Genomic DNA, 14,111 nt, shown 5'->3' on the forward strand with positions numbered 1-14,111 from the left:
CCCGGCCCGCACGGCCCCGCCGCGCCACCGCAGCACGGACCGGGAGTCGAGGACACGCGTCCGTCGCCGCAGCGGCCAGGGGGCAAACCGCGACAAGTGGCGACCGCGCCGTCCCCCGCGGACGTCCAGCAGACCGTGCCCGCGCAGTCGATGGGGGGTCCGCGTGCGCCGCAGACCCGGCCCGTCCCGCCGCCGCAGCGGATCCCCCCGGCGCCGCAGGCGGCCGGGGCGTCCGCCACCGGTCCCGCGCGGCCCGATCGCCGGCTGATCGTGCTGGGCGCGGCGGCCGTGGCGGTGATCGCGCTCATCGCGGTGATCGTGTCGCTTGTCACGATGTCCGGCGACGACTCCCCCGAGGCTCAGGTGCGCAGCGCCATCACCAGCTACACCGACGCGTTGAAGAGCGGCGATCTGGGCGCGCTCCGCTCCAGCACGTGCGGTCCGCTGCACGATTTCTATCAGGGCATTCCGAGCGACCAGTTCGCCGGCGTGCACAAGTTGTCGATGGAACGCAAGAACATTCCGGTGGTGGACAGCATCGATGCCATCCGCATCACCGACGGCACCGCTATCGCGCAGGCCACGGTATACACCGAGGCCGACCCGGCGAAACGGTCCGCGCGCACCTTCGACCTGCAGCGCACCGACGACGGATGGAAGGTCTGCGACCCGCCCTCCAGCACCCAGTAACCGCACGGCAGCGTGATAGCCGACAAGCATCGATGCCGGTCACGCATGTCACACTCGCCTGGTCAATGGTCCGGTTCGGCAGTAGCATGGCCCGGATCATGGGCAGGGAGCAGACGATGACGCGGCCGGATATCGATGTCGTCGCGGTGACGCCGATCGGACAGCGATTCCGGGTGCGTGACCACTACGAGGTCGGCCGCGAGAAGGTTCGAGAATTCGCTCGCGCGGTGCAGAACCACCACGCGGCGCACCAGTACGAAGCCGACGCACGCGCGCTCGGCTATCCCGGGCTCATCGCGCCGCCGACCTTCGCCTCGGTGATCGGGATGACCGGGACCAGGGCGCTGCTCGATTCGGTGCTCACCGAGTACGACCTCTCCCAGTTCCTGCAGACCGACCAGGTCTTCGAGATCTACCGGCCGATCCTGGCCGGCGACCGGATGCGCAGCGAGATCGTCATCGAATCGATCCGCCAGTTCGGCGACAACGACTTCATCCTGGTGCGTTTCTCGCTGAGCAATCAGCACGGCGAGGTCGCCATCGTCGGATCGACCACGATCGTCGCGCGCCGCGGCGCCGAGGTCGACGCCACGCTCGACGACGTGGTGGAGAACATCATGATGCACGGACGCCCGGCCGAAGCCAGAAGCGCCGACCGCACGAACGACGACGTTCTGGTCTCTCTCGGCGTCAGCCCCCTGGTGGAGCCTGCCGAGCACGAGTCCACGCCCGTTCACACGCTGCCCGCCTTCGACGAGCTCACCGCGGGCGATCAGCTGCCCGACGGCACGTTCCGGCTGACCCGCGGCGACCTGGCGAACTACGCGGGCGTGTCCGGCGACGCCAATCCGATCCACTTCAGCGACCACGCCGCGCAGCTGGCGGGGCTGCCGACGGTGGTCGCGCACGGCATGCTGACCATGGGCTTGGCGGGTGGCTATCTCACCTCGTGGCTGGGCGATCCGACCGCGATCCAAAAATTCAGCGTGCGGTTCTCCGGCTTCGTTCCGGTCGCCGCCGACACGGCGGGCACGGTCGAGTTCACTGGCCGGATCAAGTCGCTGGATGCCACCGCGCGCACCGCGACCATCCTGCTCGGCGGCTCCTCCGACGGACGCAAGCTGTTCGGTCGCGCGCTGGCCGAGGTCCGGCTGCGCTGACCCGAGCGGATCACTCGCCGACGACCGAGTGCATCAGGTAGACGTTGTAGTCACTCCAGGTCGACATGGTGAAGTAGAGATCCGAGCCCGAAGACCACGGGTGGATGAAGCCGCCGTACAGCTCCGGATAGCGCAGCGCCGACACCGTCGGCGTGCTCTCCGACCACACGCCCTGCGGTGCGTCCGCCTCGCGAACGACGAGCGCGGCCTTCGTGGTGTCCAGATAGCTCATCTGCCAGACCTCGCGGGCGGCGTCGTAGCGGACCGACAGCTCACCGACGGGGCCGTCCACGATCGGCGTGGCCGAGGCGAAACCGCCCACGGGGGTCCAGGCGCCGTCGCGCCAATACTGGTAGGCGGTGGTGTTGAGCAGTTGGTCCTCGGGCACCCTGGCCAGGCCGACCGCGCCGAGGCGGGTATTGGGCGTGCCGAACATGTAGACATAACCTCCGTGCGGCACCATCGCGCTGACCTGGAAATTCGCTAGGCCGAAGATGTTGTCCCAGCGGGCGTGCGAATCCTTCGTCCAGGTCTGGCCGTGGTCGTCGGAGTAGGCGATGCCGCCGTAGTTGGTGAAGAACGTGCCGGGCAAGCTGTTCCACGTGCGAATGGACATGTAGCTCAGGTACTGTCGCCCGCCGAGCGCGAACCCCGAGGTGGGGATGGTGGTGACCTCGACGTTGTCGAGTTTGCGGCTGGAGAGCACCTCGGCGGCGTGGCAGCGGTCGTCGGTGACCATCCGGTCGAAGGTCACCCCGTCGGCGAGGTCGCGGTCGGTGCTGAAGGCGAGCACGTTGCTGCGCCAATCCAACCCCATGCCGCCCGGCGGATGGAAGCCGCGCCCGACGGTGTCGCCGAACGCGGTCGCGATCTCACCCGGTGCGCTCTCCCACATGATGCCGAGATCGGTGCCGTCGACCTGCCACCGCTTGTCGGTGCGGTTCACCGAGTTCGCGCCGGTCAGCTTCGCCACCTCGCGAGCAGGGCCGAGGCGCGGGGCCGCGCGGGCGGGTGACTGCGCAGCGGGTTCGACCGGCGGCTGCACCGGCGGCGGAGGAGGCGGCACCTGGCCGGGATCGGGACCGGGGCCGGGGATCGCGAAGTGGAACGGTTTGGGATCGAGCAGGATCTCCGGCATCCCGAGCTGTGCGGCGAGACTCGGTGCGGGCGCGGGCAGATCGGTGAGATCAGGGCATGGACTGGCGCAGGGGTCCGGCGGGAGTTCCATCCGCGTTCGCTTCGGCGCCGGTTCCGGCAGCTGCGCCGGGAGCACGGTGACCACCGGATAGGGAATCGGCACCTCCAACGTTTTCGGCACCAACGGCTCGTGGGTCGCCACCGGGTCGGTCGCGCACGGCCCGACTCCCGCGAGCGGGCCTGCCGCTTCGGGCTCGGCGGCGGCACGCCCGTCGATGTAGACGAGCATTCCCGCGCCGACCACGACCGCGCCGATCGCGGCGAACATTCGCATCGCCATTGCAAACCCCTCGAAATCCATTGCGGACACGAACCTTGCGAAGACGAACCAGCGGAACGACCCTACCCGGTTCGCCTTTCGACCACCGGCAGATCGACACGCTCATTTAAAAGGACGAATTTGCTTCATTTGCATAGTGCAATGCTCCAGGTTTGCTAGTGTCCGTTCCGCGACGACTCCAGTCGGGGAGAGTCGCCGTCCGGAGCTTCACTCCGGTCTAGTTCGAAACCGTTGCCGCCGGGCATGTTCGACCATGCCCGGCCCCGACCATGAACGGATCACATGAAGAACACACTCCTGCGCGCCGTGCTCGGCATCGGCTCCGCCGGTCTCCTGGCCACCGCCGTAGTAGCACTCGGCTCACCGGTGGCGGCAGCGCAGCCGGACGACACCCAACCCGTCTACTACAAGAACTGCGCGGCAGTGCGGGCGGCAGGCAAAGCGCCGTTGCTGCGCGGCGAACCGGGTTACGCCCCGCACCTGGACCGGGACAACGACGGAATCGCCTGCGAATAAGGCACACCGGCCGATCCGGGAGCACGATGGAGGGCGTGACCAAGTCAGTTCTCCGCGCAGCCCCCGCGATCGGGGCGGCGCTGCTGGCGGCGGGCGCGAGCGCGCTCTTGCCGTCGGCGGCGTCCGCCGTCCCGCCCCCGGCCGTCGCGATCGCCGGACCGCACGACGACCACCCGATCCCGCACAACCGGTCCGGGCCGAAGGGCGACAGCGCGCGACCCGAGGAACCCGCCGAGCGGTCGCCGAAGATCTACACCGACTGCGACCAACTGCGCGCCGAGGGCGCCGGGCCGCTGTATCGCGGGCAGCCCGGTTTCAACGCGCAACTGGACCGGGACGGCGACGGGATCGCCTGCGACTAGCGCAGCGCCTGGAAGGTCAGGATCGTCGCGCCGATCGTGATCCGATCGCCGTCCGCGAGCAGTACGCCGCTGTCGATCGGATCGTCGTTGACGAACACGCCGTTGGCCGAATGCAGGTCCTTGATGAGCAGACCGGAGCGGCTCGGCATGATGTGCGCGTGGTAGCGGCTGGCCCGCGGATCCTCCAGCACCAAGTCGTTGTCGGTCATCCGGCCGATACGCAGGCCGCCCTGCGCGATCGCCACCACGCGACCGTCCGGCATCCGCAGCTGGCCGCTGCGCACCGCACGCGGCACCTCGGTGACCGTCTCGGTCATCGCCGCGGCCAGGCGCTCGACCTGCCGGAATTCGACCGTGCTCAGCGGCTCCTGCCGCAGCACGCGCTGTTCCAGGTCGATCAGCGCCGGTCCCGGGTCGATGCCGAGTTCGTCGGCGAGCACGCCGCGCACCTTCCGGCACGCCTCCAGCGCGTCCGCCTGACGTCCGGACAGATACAGCGCGGTGATCAACTGGCCCCACAGCGGCTCGCGCAACGGGTGCTCATTGGTCATCGCGACCAGTTCGCCGATCACCGAAGACGCGCGACCGCAGGCGATCTCGGCATCGATCCGGGCCGCGGCCGCCAGCAACCGCTCCTCGTCCATGGCGGTGGCGAAACCGTCGGCGAACTGCAATCCGGCCAGATCGGCCAGCGCCCGGCCGCTCCACTCACGCAACGCGGAGCCGAACAACTGCGCCGCCCCGGCGTGATCGCCCGCCTCGGCGGCGCGAGTGCCCGCCTCCCGCGCCGCCTCGAAGCGTCCGAGATCGCACGCGGTCTCGTCGATCTCCAACCGATAGCCCGACGACTCGGTCCGCAGCACCGTCGCCGGGTCCACCCCGGAATTGCGCAGCGCCTTGCGAATATTCGAGACGAAAACCTGCAGGCTGGCGGCATAGGCGTCGGGCGGTTCCTCGTTCCACACCAGATCGGCGAGCGCGGCCGACGACACCGCCCGCCGCCGATTCACCGTGAGCGCGGCGAGCAGAGCTCGCGGTTTGGGCCCGCCGACCGCCACCGGTTCACCACCGACGAGCAGCCGCACGGGCCCGAGCACGCGCACATCCAAACTCATGTGCACCAAGCCGGGTGTATCAGGATCAGGCGCTGATCGAGCGTCCGGCCGAGTGCAGGTCGTTGCACGCCTCGACCACGCGCGCCGCCATCGACGCCTCGGCCTTCTTCAGGTAGCTGCGCGGGTCGTAGGCCTTCTTGTTGCCCACTTCGCCGTCGATCTTCAGCACGCCGTCGTAGTTGGCGAACATGTGCCCGGCGACCGGCCGGGTGAACGCGTACTGGGTGTCGGTGTCGACGTTCATCTTCACCACACCGAAGCGCAGCGAGTCCTCGATCTCGGACTTCAGCGAGCCGGAACCGCCGTGGAAGACGAAGTCGAACGGCTGCGCGTCGGCGCCGAGGCCGAGCTTGGCCGCCGCGACGCGCTGGCCCTCGGCGAGCACCTCGGGCTTGAGCACCACGTTGCCCGGCTTGTACACGCCGTGCACGTTGCCGAAGGTCGCCGCGAGCAGGTACTTGCCGTTCTCGCCCGCGCCGAGGGCGTCGATGGTCTTCTCGAAGTCCTCCGGCGAGGTGTAGAGCTTCTCGTTGATCTCGGCCTCGACGCCGTCCTCCTCGCCGCCGACGACACCGATCTCGACCTCGAGAATGATGTTCGCGGCGTGCGTGGCCTTCAACAGCTCCTTGGCAATTTCCAGGTTCTCGTCGATCGGGATCGCGGAGCCGTCCCACATGTGCGACTGGAACAGCGGGTTCTGACCTGCGTTGACCCGCTCCTGGGAGATCGCCAGCAGCGGACGGACGAACGTGTCCAGCTTGTCCTTCGGGCAGTGATCGGTGTGCAGCGCGATGGTCACGTCGTACTTGGCCGCGACCACGTGCGCGAACTCGGCCAGCGCCACCGCGCCCGTCACCATGTCCTTCACGCCCTGGCCGGAGCCGAATTCCGCGCCGCCGGTGGAGAACTGGATGATGCCGTCGCTGCCCGCGTCCGCGAAGCCCTTGATGGCCGCGTTGATCGTCTCCGACGACGTGCAGTTGATGGCCGGGAAGGCGAAGGAATTGGCTTTGGCCCGACCGAGCATCTCGGCGTAGACCTCCGGAGTCGCGATGGGCACTGTAAGACCTCCGTGTTGTGCGGCAAAGACCTATTTTGTCAGCCTTCACCCTAAGGCAGCGGTGTTTCGCCTGGTATGCAGGGAGGCAGTGCACAGTTGACGCACCGGTAATTTTCCGCACAGCACGAGCATTCTCAGGCGGAGCCGGTACTGTGGGGCCGGTAATTTGCGCTGGCAGCTTCCGACGCGGTGGCAAGCGATTCAGGCCAGCCGTATCGGACAGGAGGCCACGTGATTCTGCAGGCAGCGACAGAATCGGTGACGAGCAACCTCGCGCTGACCGAGTTGCTCGACCCGATGCACCTGCTCACGGAGACGTGGCTGAAGGACGCGGTGTTGCCGGCCATCCTGGTCATCGTCTTCATCGAGACCGGCCTGCTGTTCCCGATCCTGCCCGGCGACTCGCTGCTGTTCACCGGCGGTCTGCTCGCCGCACAGCCGAATCCGCCGGTGTCGATCTGGGTGCTGGTGCCCGCCGTCGTGCTGGTCGCGTTCGCGGGAGACCAGTGCGCGTATTGGATCGGCCGGGCGATCGGTCCCGCGCTGTTCCACAAAGAGGACACCCGGTTCTTCAAGAAGCACTACGTCACGCAGACGCACGAGTTCTTCGAAAAGCACGGCCCCAAGACGATCATCTTGGCCCGCTTCGTGCCGATCGTGCGCACCTTCATGCCGGTGCTGGCCGGTGTCTCCAAGATGGACTACCGCAAGTTCGTCGCGTTCGACATCGTCGGCGCACTGCTGTGGGGCGGCGGTGTCACGGTGCTCGGCTACTTCCTGGGCAACGTCGCGTTCATCCGGGACCACGTCGAGGCGATCTTCCTGCTCATCGTCTTCGTGTCGATCCTGCCCGGCATCACCGCGGTGGCGAAGAAGCTGCTCGGCCGCGATGCCACGGCGCAGGAGCAGGCCGAGGCGAAGCTGACCGCTTCCACCAGCGAGTCCACCCGCTGAAGCCGGTGACGACGGAATCGTCGCCCCTAGCCGTGGGCAGTTTCGATCCGCTGCTGTCGGCGGGCCCCGCGCTCGTCTGGACGGTAGTGCTGACCTTCGTTTTCCTCGAGTGCGCGGTGATCCTCGGGCTGTTCCTGCCGGGTGACTCGATGCTCATCACCGCGGGCATCGTGATGGCGTCGCACGCGTCGGGTGAGACGCACGTCTGGGCGCTGTCGGTGGGCGCGATGGTCGCGGCCATCGCGGGCAACCAGGTGGGCTACGTCATCGGGCACCGGACCGGCAGACATCTGGTGGCCCGTAAGAACGGCAGATACATCAACGTCCGCAACCTGCAACGCGTCGCGGAGCTGCTGCATCGGCACGGATTCGTCGCGGTGCTGATCGCCCGGTGGATCCCGTGGGTGCGCACCTTGTGCCCGTCGGTCGCGGGCGCCGCGCGCATGGACCATCGCAAGTTCACCATCGCCAGCACCATCGGCGCGATCGTCTGGGCGCCGGTGCTGTTGCTCATCGGGTACTACGCGGGCAATTTCCTGCAGCGCGTGGAGTGGCTGATGCCGATCGTGATCGGCACGCTGGTGGTCGGCCTGATCATCGGGACGGTGCTCGGCGTGCGGCACTACCGGCAGGAGATGTCTCAGCCCGCCGAGGACTTCGCGCTGGAAACGGCTCCGAGCGCGGTGCTGGAGCCCGAAGGTTGATCCGCGGTCACAGGCCCGCGGCGCTGACCTGATATGCCGCCTCCATGAGCAGCCAACCGGACAGCTGCACCGACAGGTCGCGTCCCGGCACTTTCGACGGGGTGACCGAGCCGCCGTAGGTGAGGTAGCCTGCTCCCGCGCTTCCGCCGGGCAGCTGCGCGGGCTTGCTCCAGTCGTGCCCGAACAGCGGCTCGCCCTCGACCTGGAGCCGGTTCGACCACGCCGCCCGCGCGGACGCGGTGACGATCGCGGCGGCCGCACGGCGATCGGCGACCTGCTGGGTGTCCTCACCCGGCAGCATCACCGCGACCAGCGCCAGGTACCGGGCCAGGATGCCGTTGAACAGTCCGCCGTCGCCGCCACCGCCGCCGTCGACCACGCCGTCGGTGGTCATGTGTTCCTCGACGGCCGCGAGCAGCCGGTGCACGCGTTCGGTGTGCCTGGGCTCGCCGGTCTGCACGGCCAGTTCGGTCTCCAGGCCGAGCGCGACACCCTGGCAATAGGTGAACACCGGGCGCTCGATCTCGCCGGAGGGTAGGTGGATACCGTCCAGGATCAACCCGGTCTCCGGATCGCGCAGCGTCGCGTCCAACCAGTCGGCCATCTCCTGGGCACGCTGGACGCGCCCGAGACGCAACAGCGCGATCGCGGCGGGACCGTTCGCGGGCGCGTTGAAGTAGTCCGAGCCGATGCGCCACGGCAGGCCGCCGCCGACCTGGGGCTGCCAGCCGTCGTGCAGTTGTTTCTCCAGCGCCACCAGCGCGCTGCGCACGTCGGTGCCCTGGGTGCGCTCGGCGCGTTCCAGCGCGATGGCCAGCCAGGCCATGTCGTCGTAGTACCGGTTGGTCCATCCGGTGATGTTGCGGATGCGATGCGAGCGCGCCAGCGCCGCGATTCGCCTGCGGCGCACCGGAGTCGGCGCCCGGTTCGCGGCGTCGGTCGCGCACTCGATCAGATGCGCCTGCCACCAGTAGTGCCACGCGCCGAAGACCCGCTCGCGCTTGGTCGCGGGCCAGCCGACCACGCCGAGTTCGGTGCCAGGCAGCGCCCACAGCGCGCGCAGGTGCCGGGAGATGATCGCCGATTCGGCCATGTCGGCCCGTTCGGACCACAGTGTCGCGGGCGCGACGGCCTCCCGGCCCGCCGATGCCCGGCCGGCGGATGCGGTGCCGCGGAGCCCGTCTCGGCGTGCTCCACGCTCGGCACCTCGATATCGTCGCTCCGCGAGGTCATGGCTCAATGGTGCCAGGCCAGAACGCATTTATGCGCCCGATTTGTTACGAAAGCGATGTGCAATCGTGCCGGTGGGCTTTCGGGGTGGAAGATCGCCTGCTCACACGCTCGAGGGAGCGTCCGACGGTCACCATGCCGTGCCCAGATCGGCGTGTTGCCTTATCCAGGCGTGCATCGCGATCCCGGCGGCCACACCCGCGTTGATGCTGCGGGTCGAGCCGAACTGCGCGATCGACACCGTCATCACGGCGGCCTGCTTGGCGTGGTCGGTGACACCGGGACCTTCCTGGCCGAACAGCAGCAGGCACGCGCGCGGCAGCGTGACGGTCTCGAGCGGCACCGAACCCGGCACGTTGTCGACGGCGACCACGGTCAACCCGGCGCGCTCGCTGAACGCCAGCAGTTCGCCGATGTCGGCATGGTGGCGGATGTGCTGATACCGATCGGTCACCATGGCGCCCCGGCGATTCCAGCGCCGCCTGCCGACGATGTGCACCGCCGCGGCGGCGAAGGCGTTCGCCGTGCGGACCACCGTGCCGATGTTCGCGTCGTGCCCGAAATTCTCGATCGCGACGTGGAACGGGTGCCTGCGCCGGTCTATGTCGGCCACGATGGCCTCGCGGCGCCAATAGCGGTAGGCGTCGACCACATTGCGGCGGTCGCCACCGGCCAGCAGTTCCGGATCGAGGCGCGGATCGTCCGGCGGCGGCTCGGCGTGCTCGCTCGCCCACGGACCGACGCCGTTGGGATGCTCCCCCCACTCCGTCGGGCCGGGTAGGTCCTGCTCCGCCGCGTCCGGCGCTGGGTGACTCACCCCCACGATGCTAATTCCGGGCACCGCGCCCGCGACGTGTGGCTCAGTAGCCGGACGAGCTGCCCGCGAACACGCCGACCAGCCCGAGCACCAGGAACAACACCAGGAACAGCAGGCTCACGCACAGCAGCGCGGTGGCGATGATGCCGCAGATGTACCCCGCGTTGACGTTCCCCCGGCCGCCGATGGCTCCGCCGGACGCGTCGATCTCGTTGAGCGCCCGCTTGCCCATCACCCACGCGAAAGGCCCGATGAACTGGCACAGCACGAGGCTCAGGATGCCCAGGATCAAGATCGTGGTGGACTGCGGATGATCCGGTGGTCCGTAGGCCCCATAGGCTGAGTAGCCGTACGGCGGCGGCTGCGGCGGGTAGCTCATCAGCAGATCGTAGTAGGTGTGGCTGCCTACACCACTTTTCGGCGGTCAGCTCCATCGACCCGCGAAACCTGCCGCCCTCCGACACCCGCCACCGTCGGGTCCTGGCGGTGTTGCGACTCGAGGGCTGACGACGCTGTGGTTTGTCGGCACGTTGTGCCAGACTGGCCGCAACACGGTATCCGTGCGGGGAGGGGAGGAAGCGATGACCGTCGACGTGAACTGGCCTGATCATCTGCTGACCCTGGAGGACTGGATCGCGCTGCCGGAGGACAGCAGCCGAAATTACGAGCTCGTCGAGGGGGTTCTGGTCGTGTCACCGATACCGGTGTCGCAACATCAGCGCGCTATCCTGCGGCTGGGCCCGCAGTTGGAACCACAACTGCCGGACACCCACGGCGTGCTGGCCGACACCGAAGTGGTGATCGACGGAGGTTCGCTGCCGACCATACGAGTTCCGGACATTCTCGTGGTGCCCGAAGCCGGAATCGAGGCCAACCTGCCGCGCTATGACGCGGCCGACGTCCTGCTCGCGGTAGAGATTCTGTCGCCCGGCTCACGACGTACCGACCGGGTTACGAAATTCTTCGAGTACGCCGAGGCAGGTATCGAGTACTACTGGCTGATCGATCTCGACAAACCCACGATCCTTGCCGCCTATCACCTCATCGGCCGCGACTACGAACTCGTCGCCGAACAATCCGGCACCGTGACACTCGACATCGCCGGAACACCGATCACGATCGACCTCCCCGCGCTGACCAGCAGCCGGGCAGCCCGATAGCGCCTTCCACCGGGTAGTTCAGGCTTATCCTGGAAGTCTGGCACTCGGGGTGGAGGCTGGGATGGATCACGAGCGGATACTGCGCACGGTGCTCGGGGTGACCGCCGGGTATCTGATCCTGCTGGCGCTGTGGCTGGGGTGGGTGGTGCACCGGACGCCGCCGGGAACCGTGCCGTATCAGATCGTGGCGTTGGTCGGGTTGTTCGGTTCGTGCGTCGGCATCGGGATGATGCTCGCCGGGCGGCCGTCCAAGGCGGATCGGCGCTTGTGGCGGCACGGTTTGGAGGGATGGGCGACGGTCGAGGGCGTGCACCCGCTGGAGCACACCGATCATCACACCGAACTCACCGAGCTGGATCTGGAACTCACCGTCCCCGGCTCCGAAAGTTACCGTGGCACCGTGGTTTTCGACGCCACCCCGGCCGACAAACCCCGGCTCGCGGTCGGTGAGATCCTGTCGATCCGCGTCGACCCGGCGAACCGGGATCGCATCATTCTGGTGCTGTGAGCACCGGCTGAACGTGTGCTTTCGGATCGGCGAGCAGATACTGCGCGGCCGCGTAGGTCGCCAGGATCACGCCCTCGGTCACCCGGCGCGCCCGCTGACCGCGCGCGAACAACCGCCGCACCACGATGAGCCCGTCCGAAACGGTGAACAGCAGGGCCCCCAGGCCGAGCCGGCTGCGCGGGTCGGTTCCGGGAATATTCACGCCCGCAATGGTTTTCGTGACCGGCGCCAGCGCAGGGTCCGACGCCAGCACAGCAGCGGTGCCCAAGGTGACGCCGTAGGCGGTCAGCGGTGCGGCCACCGAGGGGGCCTTCTTCCGCAGCAGCCCGGCCGCACCCAGCCAGGCGACCACCCTCGGTACGGCCACCCCTGCGGTGGGTCTGCCGCCCATTCGCCACCACAGCGTGGCGTATCCGGCCTGCATCACCGCGAACGACGACGCGCCCGCGATCAACCTGCGGTCGTCATCCGGATCGATGAGCAGGACGTCGCCGACCGTGGCCGCGCCGAGCGAGCCGATCAGCACCGTGCGCTCGGTGGACGGCAGCTCTCTGCCTTCGGTGGCCACGTCCGCCGCGAGCAGCGGCATCAGCAGCGGCTTCGCGATCCACTGCGCCTTCTCCCGCCCGGTGACGGCGCCGTAGACGGTGAGCGCCGCCGCCGCGAGATACCCGGCTCGGAACGGCCGCATGGTCAGAAGCTCGGCTCGGCGGGCGCGGGCGGCAGCGTGACGACCTGGCCCGCGTAGCTCAGGCCCGCGCCGAAACCGAGCAGCAACGCCGTCTGCCCGCCCTTCGCCTTGCCGGTGACCAGCATCTCCTCGATCGCGAGCGGAATGGAGGCGGCCGAGGTGTTGCCGGTGTTCTCGATGTCGTTGGCCATCGGGATCTCGTCGGCCAGCCCGAGGTTCTTCTTCATCAGTTCGTTGATCCTGGCGTTGGCCTGATGCGGGACGAAGACCTCGATGTCCTCTTTGGCCACGCCGGAGACCTCGAGCGCGGTGGACAGCGCACGCGGCAGGGTGACCGCGGCCCAGCGGAAGACCCGCGGGCCCTCCATGCGCAGCGACATCCGGCCGACCGGATCCACGGCCGGGTCGAGCCCCTGCATGGCCTGCGCGCGCTGCATGTACTCCAGGAAATCGATGTCCTGCATGATCGCGGCGGCGTTCTCGCCGTCGCTGCCCCACACGGTCGGGGAGATGCCGTTCTCGTCGCTCGGGCCGACCACGACCGCGCCCGCGCCGTCACCGAAGATCATCGCCGTGCCGCGGTCGGTCGGGTCGAGCCCGACGGTCATCGTCTCGGCGCCGATGAGCAGGATGTACTCGGCGGAGCCGGACCGGATCATGTCGGCGGCCACGCCGAGCCCGTATCCGAAGCCGCCGCAGCCGGAGGTCAGGTCGAAGGCGGGGACACCGTTCATGCCGATGTCGTAAGCCACCTGCGGCGCGCCGTGCGGAGTGAGGGTCAGCCAGCTCGAGGTAGCCAGGATCACGGCGCCGATCTTCGACCGGTCCACCCCGCTGTTGACGATCGCGCGCTCGCCCGCTGCGGCCGCGATCGACCGGAGCGTCTCGTCACCGCTGATCCAGCGCCGGTTGCGGACACCGGTGCGCTCGTAGATCCACTCGTCGGTGGAATCCAGGACCTCGCAGACCTCGGCGTTGCTGACCAGGCGTTTGGGTCGGTAAGCGCCGATTCCGAGCATCGCGACGTTCTCGCGGCTCCTGTTGACTGCAATGCTCACCACTGGTGACTCACACGACCCTTCACCTTCGAAGACTTAGACCATCGTCCAGGCTATCCCAGGGCGAGATCCTTCAGGCCGAGGATCGACCGGTACTCCAGTCCTTCCGCGGCAATCACCTGGTCGGCGCCGGTTTCGCGGTCGACGACGGTGGCGACGCCGACCACGGTAGCGCCCGCCGCGCGCAGGGCTCGCACCGCGGTCAGGGGTGAGTTTCCGGTGGTGGTGGTGTCCTCGACGACCAGCACGCGCTTACCCACGACATCCGGGCCTTCGATCTGGCGCTGCATGCCGTGCGACTTCGCGGCCTTGCGCACCACGAAGGCGTCGATCGGGCGGCCGGGCGCGTGCATGACGGCCAGCGCCACCGGGTCGGCGCCCATGGTCAGGCCGCCGACGGCGTCGAAGTCCCAGTCCGCGACGAGCTCGCGCAGCAGCTTGCCGATCAGCGGGCCCGCGCCGTGGTGCAGGGTCGCGCGGCGCAGGTCGACGTAGTAGTCGGCCTCCTTGCCCGAGGACAGGGTCACCCGGCCGTGCACGACGGCGAGTTCGCGTACCAGCGCGGCCAGCCGGTCCCTGTCGTTGGTAATCACGTCGATCATGTCAAGT

17 protein-coding genes are annotated in these 14,111 nt (G+C 68.4%); 8 read left to right on the forward strand and 9 right to left on the reverse strand.

Annotation, left to right across the window (positions count from 1 at the left end; all coding sequences use genetic code 11):
- Both ON21_RS28035 and ON21_RS28040 read left to right on the forward strand, forming a co-directional pair.
- Positions 1-690 (forward strand): Rv0361 family membrane protein (locus ON21_RS28035; protein ID WP_039802742.1); only part of this gene is annotated, 690 nt, incomplete at its 5' end.
- A gap of 116 nt (positions 691-806) precedes the next feature.
- Positions 807-1,850, forward strand: coding sequence for a fused (3R)-hydroxyacyl-ACP dehydratase subunits HadA/HadB (locus ON21_RS28040; RefSeq protein ID WP_039802743.1), 1,044 nt, complete (start codon positions 807-809; stop codon positions 1,848-1,850).
- 10 nt (positions 1,851-1,860) lie between these two features.
- On the opposite strand, the gene ON21_RS28045 is transcribed toward ON21_RS28040, so the two are convergent.
- Positions 1,861-3,327: a glycoside hydrolase family 183 protein gene (locus ON21_RS28045; protein ID WP_039802724.1), complete on the reverse strand. Its 1,467-nt coding sequence runs from the start codon at positions 3,325-3,327 to the stop codon at positions 1,861-1,863.
- A gap of 282 nt (positions 3,328-3,609) precedes the next feature.
- On the opposite strand from ON21_RS28045, the gene ON21_RS41055 reads away from it, so the two are divergent.
- Entirely contained in the window at positions 3,610-3,843 is a 234-nt protein-coding gene (locus tag ON21_RS41055; RefSeq protein WP_051021419.1) for an excalibur calcium-binding domain-containing protein, read from the forward strand.
- 35 nt (positions 3,844-3,878) lie between these two features.
- A complete protein-coding gene (locus ON21_RS28055) occupies positions 3,879-4,205 on the forward strand; it encodes an excalibur calcium-binding domain-containing protein (protein WP_245562765.1) in 327 nt (108 codons plus the stop codon).
- Here ON21_RS28055 and ON21_RS28060 read toward each other — a convergent pair.
- Positions 4,202-5,320, reverse strand: a complete 1,119-nt coding sequence (locus ON21_RS28060) for a BTAD domain-containing putative transcriptional regulator (protein WP_039802750.1) — start codon at positions 5,318-5,320, stop codon at positions 4,202-4,204. The genes ON21_RS28055 and ON21_RS28060 overlap by 4 nt on opposite strands.
- A gap of 25 nt (positions 5,321-5,345) precedes the next feature.
- A complete protein-coding gene (gene fbaA / locus ON21_RS28065) occupies positions 5,346-6,380 on the reverse strand; it encodes a class II fructose-bisphosphate aldolase (RefSeq protein ID WP_039802726.1) in 1,035 nt (344 codons plus the stop codon).
- Positions 6,381-6,677: 297 nt separating this feature from the next.
- Here fbaA and ON21_RS28070 point away from each other — a divergent pair, with 297 nt between their 5' ends.
- Positions 6,678-7,334 (forward strand): DedA family protein, encoded by a 657-nt coding sequence (locus ON21_RS28070; protein ID WP_051021423.1) that lies wholly within the window; start codon positions 6,678-6,680, stop codon positions 7,332-7,334.
- A gap of 5 nt (positions 7,335-7,339) precedes the next feature.
- Positions 7,340-8,038, forward strand: a complete 699-nt coding sequence (locus ON21_RS28075) for a DedA family protein (RefSeq protein WP_039802728.1) — start codon at positions 7,340-7,342, stop codon at positions 8,036-8,038.
- 7 nt (positions 8,039-8,045) lie between these two features.
- Here the strand turns inward: ON21_RS28075 and ON21_RS28080 are convergent, their stop codons facing one another.
- From ON21_RS28080 to ON21_RS28090, 3 genes are all read right to left on the reverse strand, one after another.
- A complete protein-coding gene (locus ON21_RS28080; protein WP_039802729.1) occupies positions 8,046-9,131 on the reverse strand; it encodes a glycoside hydrolase family 76 protein in 1,086 nt (361 codons plus the stop codon).
- 267 nt (positions 9,132-9,398) lie between these two features.
- On the reverse strand, positions 9,399-10,085 hold the full coding sequence (locus ON21_RS28085; RefSeq protein WP_051021421.1) for a TrmH family RNA methyltransferase: 687 nt from the start codon (positions 10,083-10,085) through the stop codon (positions 9,399-9,401).
- Between the two features lie 43 nt (positions 10,086-10,128).
- A complete protein-coding gene (locus ON21_RS28090; RefSeq protein WP_039802731.1) occupies positions 10,129-10,464 on the reverse strand; it encodes a DUF4190 domain-containing protein in 336 nt (111 codons plus the stop codon).
- Positions 10,465-10,666: 202 nt separating this feature from the next.
- Here ON21_RS28090 and ON21_RS28095 point away from each other — a divergent pair, with 202 nt between their 5' ends.
- The gene (locus ON21_RS28095) at positions 10,667-11,245 is read left to right on the forward strand and encodes a Uma2 family endonuclease (protein WP_039802733.1); all 579 of its coding nucleotides are present in this window, start codon (positions 10,667-10,669) and stop codon (positions 11,243-11,245) included.
- 61 nt (positions 11,246-11,306) lie between these two features.
- Complete coding sequence (locus ON21_RS28100; RefSeq protein ID WP_039802734.1) at positions 11,307-11,753, forward strand: hypothetical protein; 447 nt, start codon at positions 11,307-11,309, stop codon at positions 11,751-11,753.
- Here ON21_RS28100 and ON21_RS28105 read toward each other — a convergent pair.
- The 3 genes from ON21_RS28105 to pyrE are packed head-to-tail and all read right to left on the reverse strand — an operon-like array spanning position 11,737 to position 14,104.
- Positions 11,737-12,444, reverse strand: coding sequence for a lysoplasmalogenase (locus tag ON21_RS28105; protein ID WP_039802736.1), 708 nt, complete (start codon positions 12,442-12,444; stop codon positions 11,737-11,739). The genes ON21_RS28100 and ON21_RS28105 overlap by 17 nt on opposite strands.
- 2 nt (positions 12,445-12,446) lie before the next feature.
- Positions 12,447-13,505, reverse strand: coding sequence for a beta-ketoacyl-ACP synthase 3 (locus ON21_RS28110; protein ID WP_039802738.1), 1,059 nt, complete (start codon positions 13,503-13,505; stop codon positions 12,447-12,449).
- A 50-nt stretch (positions 13,506-13,555) separates the two neighbouring features.
- Positions 13,556-14,104, reverse strand: a complete 549-nt coding sequence (pyrE, locus tag ON21_RS28115) for an orotate phosphoribosyltransferase (RefSeq protein ID WP_039802740.1) — start codon at positions 14,102-14,104, stop codon at positions 13,556-13,558.
- Positions 14,105-14,111: the final 7 nt, after the last annotated feature.

It is taken from the genome of Nocardia araoensis NBRC 100135, from assembly GCF_000308435.1.
GTDB classification, from domain to species: Bacteria; Actinomycetota; Actinomycetes; order Mycobacteriales; family Mycobacteriaceae; genus Nocardia; species Nocardia araoensis.

Bases quoted from the DNA above. Each gene is read 5' to 3' on its own strand.
- ON21_RS28095 (WP_039802733.1), top strand. From the start codon at position 10,667: ATGACCGTCGACGTGAACTGGCCTGATCATCTGCTGACCCTGGAGGAC.
- ON21_RS41055 (WP_051021419.1), top strand. From the start codon at position 3,610: ATGAAGAACACACTCCTGCGCGCCGTGCTCGGCATCGGCTCCGCCGGT.
- ON21_RS28080 (WP_039802729.1), bottom strand. From the start codon at position 9,131: ATGGCCGAATCGGCGATCATCTCCCGGCACCTGCGCGCGCTGTGGGCG.
- ON21_RS28100 (WP_039802734.1), top strand. From the start codon at position 11,307: ATGGATCACGAGCGGATACTGCGCACGGTGCTCGGGGTGACCGCCGGG.
- ON21_RS28060 (WP_039802750.1), bottom strand. From the start codon at position 5,320: ATGAGTTTGGATGTGCGCGTGCTCGGGCCCGTGCGGCTGCTCGTCGGT.
- ON21_RS28045 (WP_039802724.1), bottom strand. From the start codon at position 3,327: ATGGCGATGCGAATGTTCGCCGCGATCGGCGCGGTCGTGGTCGGCGCG.
- pyrE (WP_039802740.1), bottom strand. From the start codon at position 14,104: ATGATCGACGTGATTACCAACGACAGGGACCGGCTGGCCGCGCTGGTA.
- ON21_RS28070 (WP_051021423.1), top strand. From the start codon at position 6,678: ATGCACCTGCTCACGGAGACGTGGCTGAAGGACGCGGTGTTGCCGGCC.
- ON21_RS28090 (WP_039802731.1), bottom strand. From the start codon at position 10,464: ATGAGCTACCCGCCGCAGCCGCCGCCGTACGGCTACTCAGCCTATGGG.
- ON21_RS28040 (WP_039802743.1), top strand. From the start codon at position 807: ATGACGCGGCCGGATATCGATGTCGTCGCGGTGACGCCGATCGGACAG.
- ON21_RS28105 (WP_039802736.1), bottom strand. From the start codon at position 12,444: ATGCGGCCGTTCCGAGCCGGGTATCTCGCGGCGGCGGCGCTCACCGTC.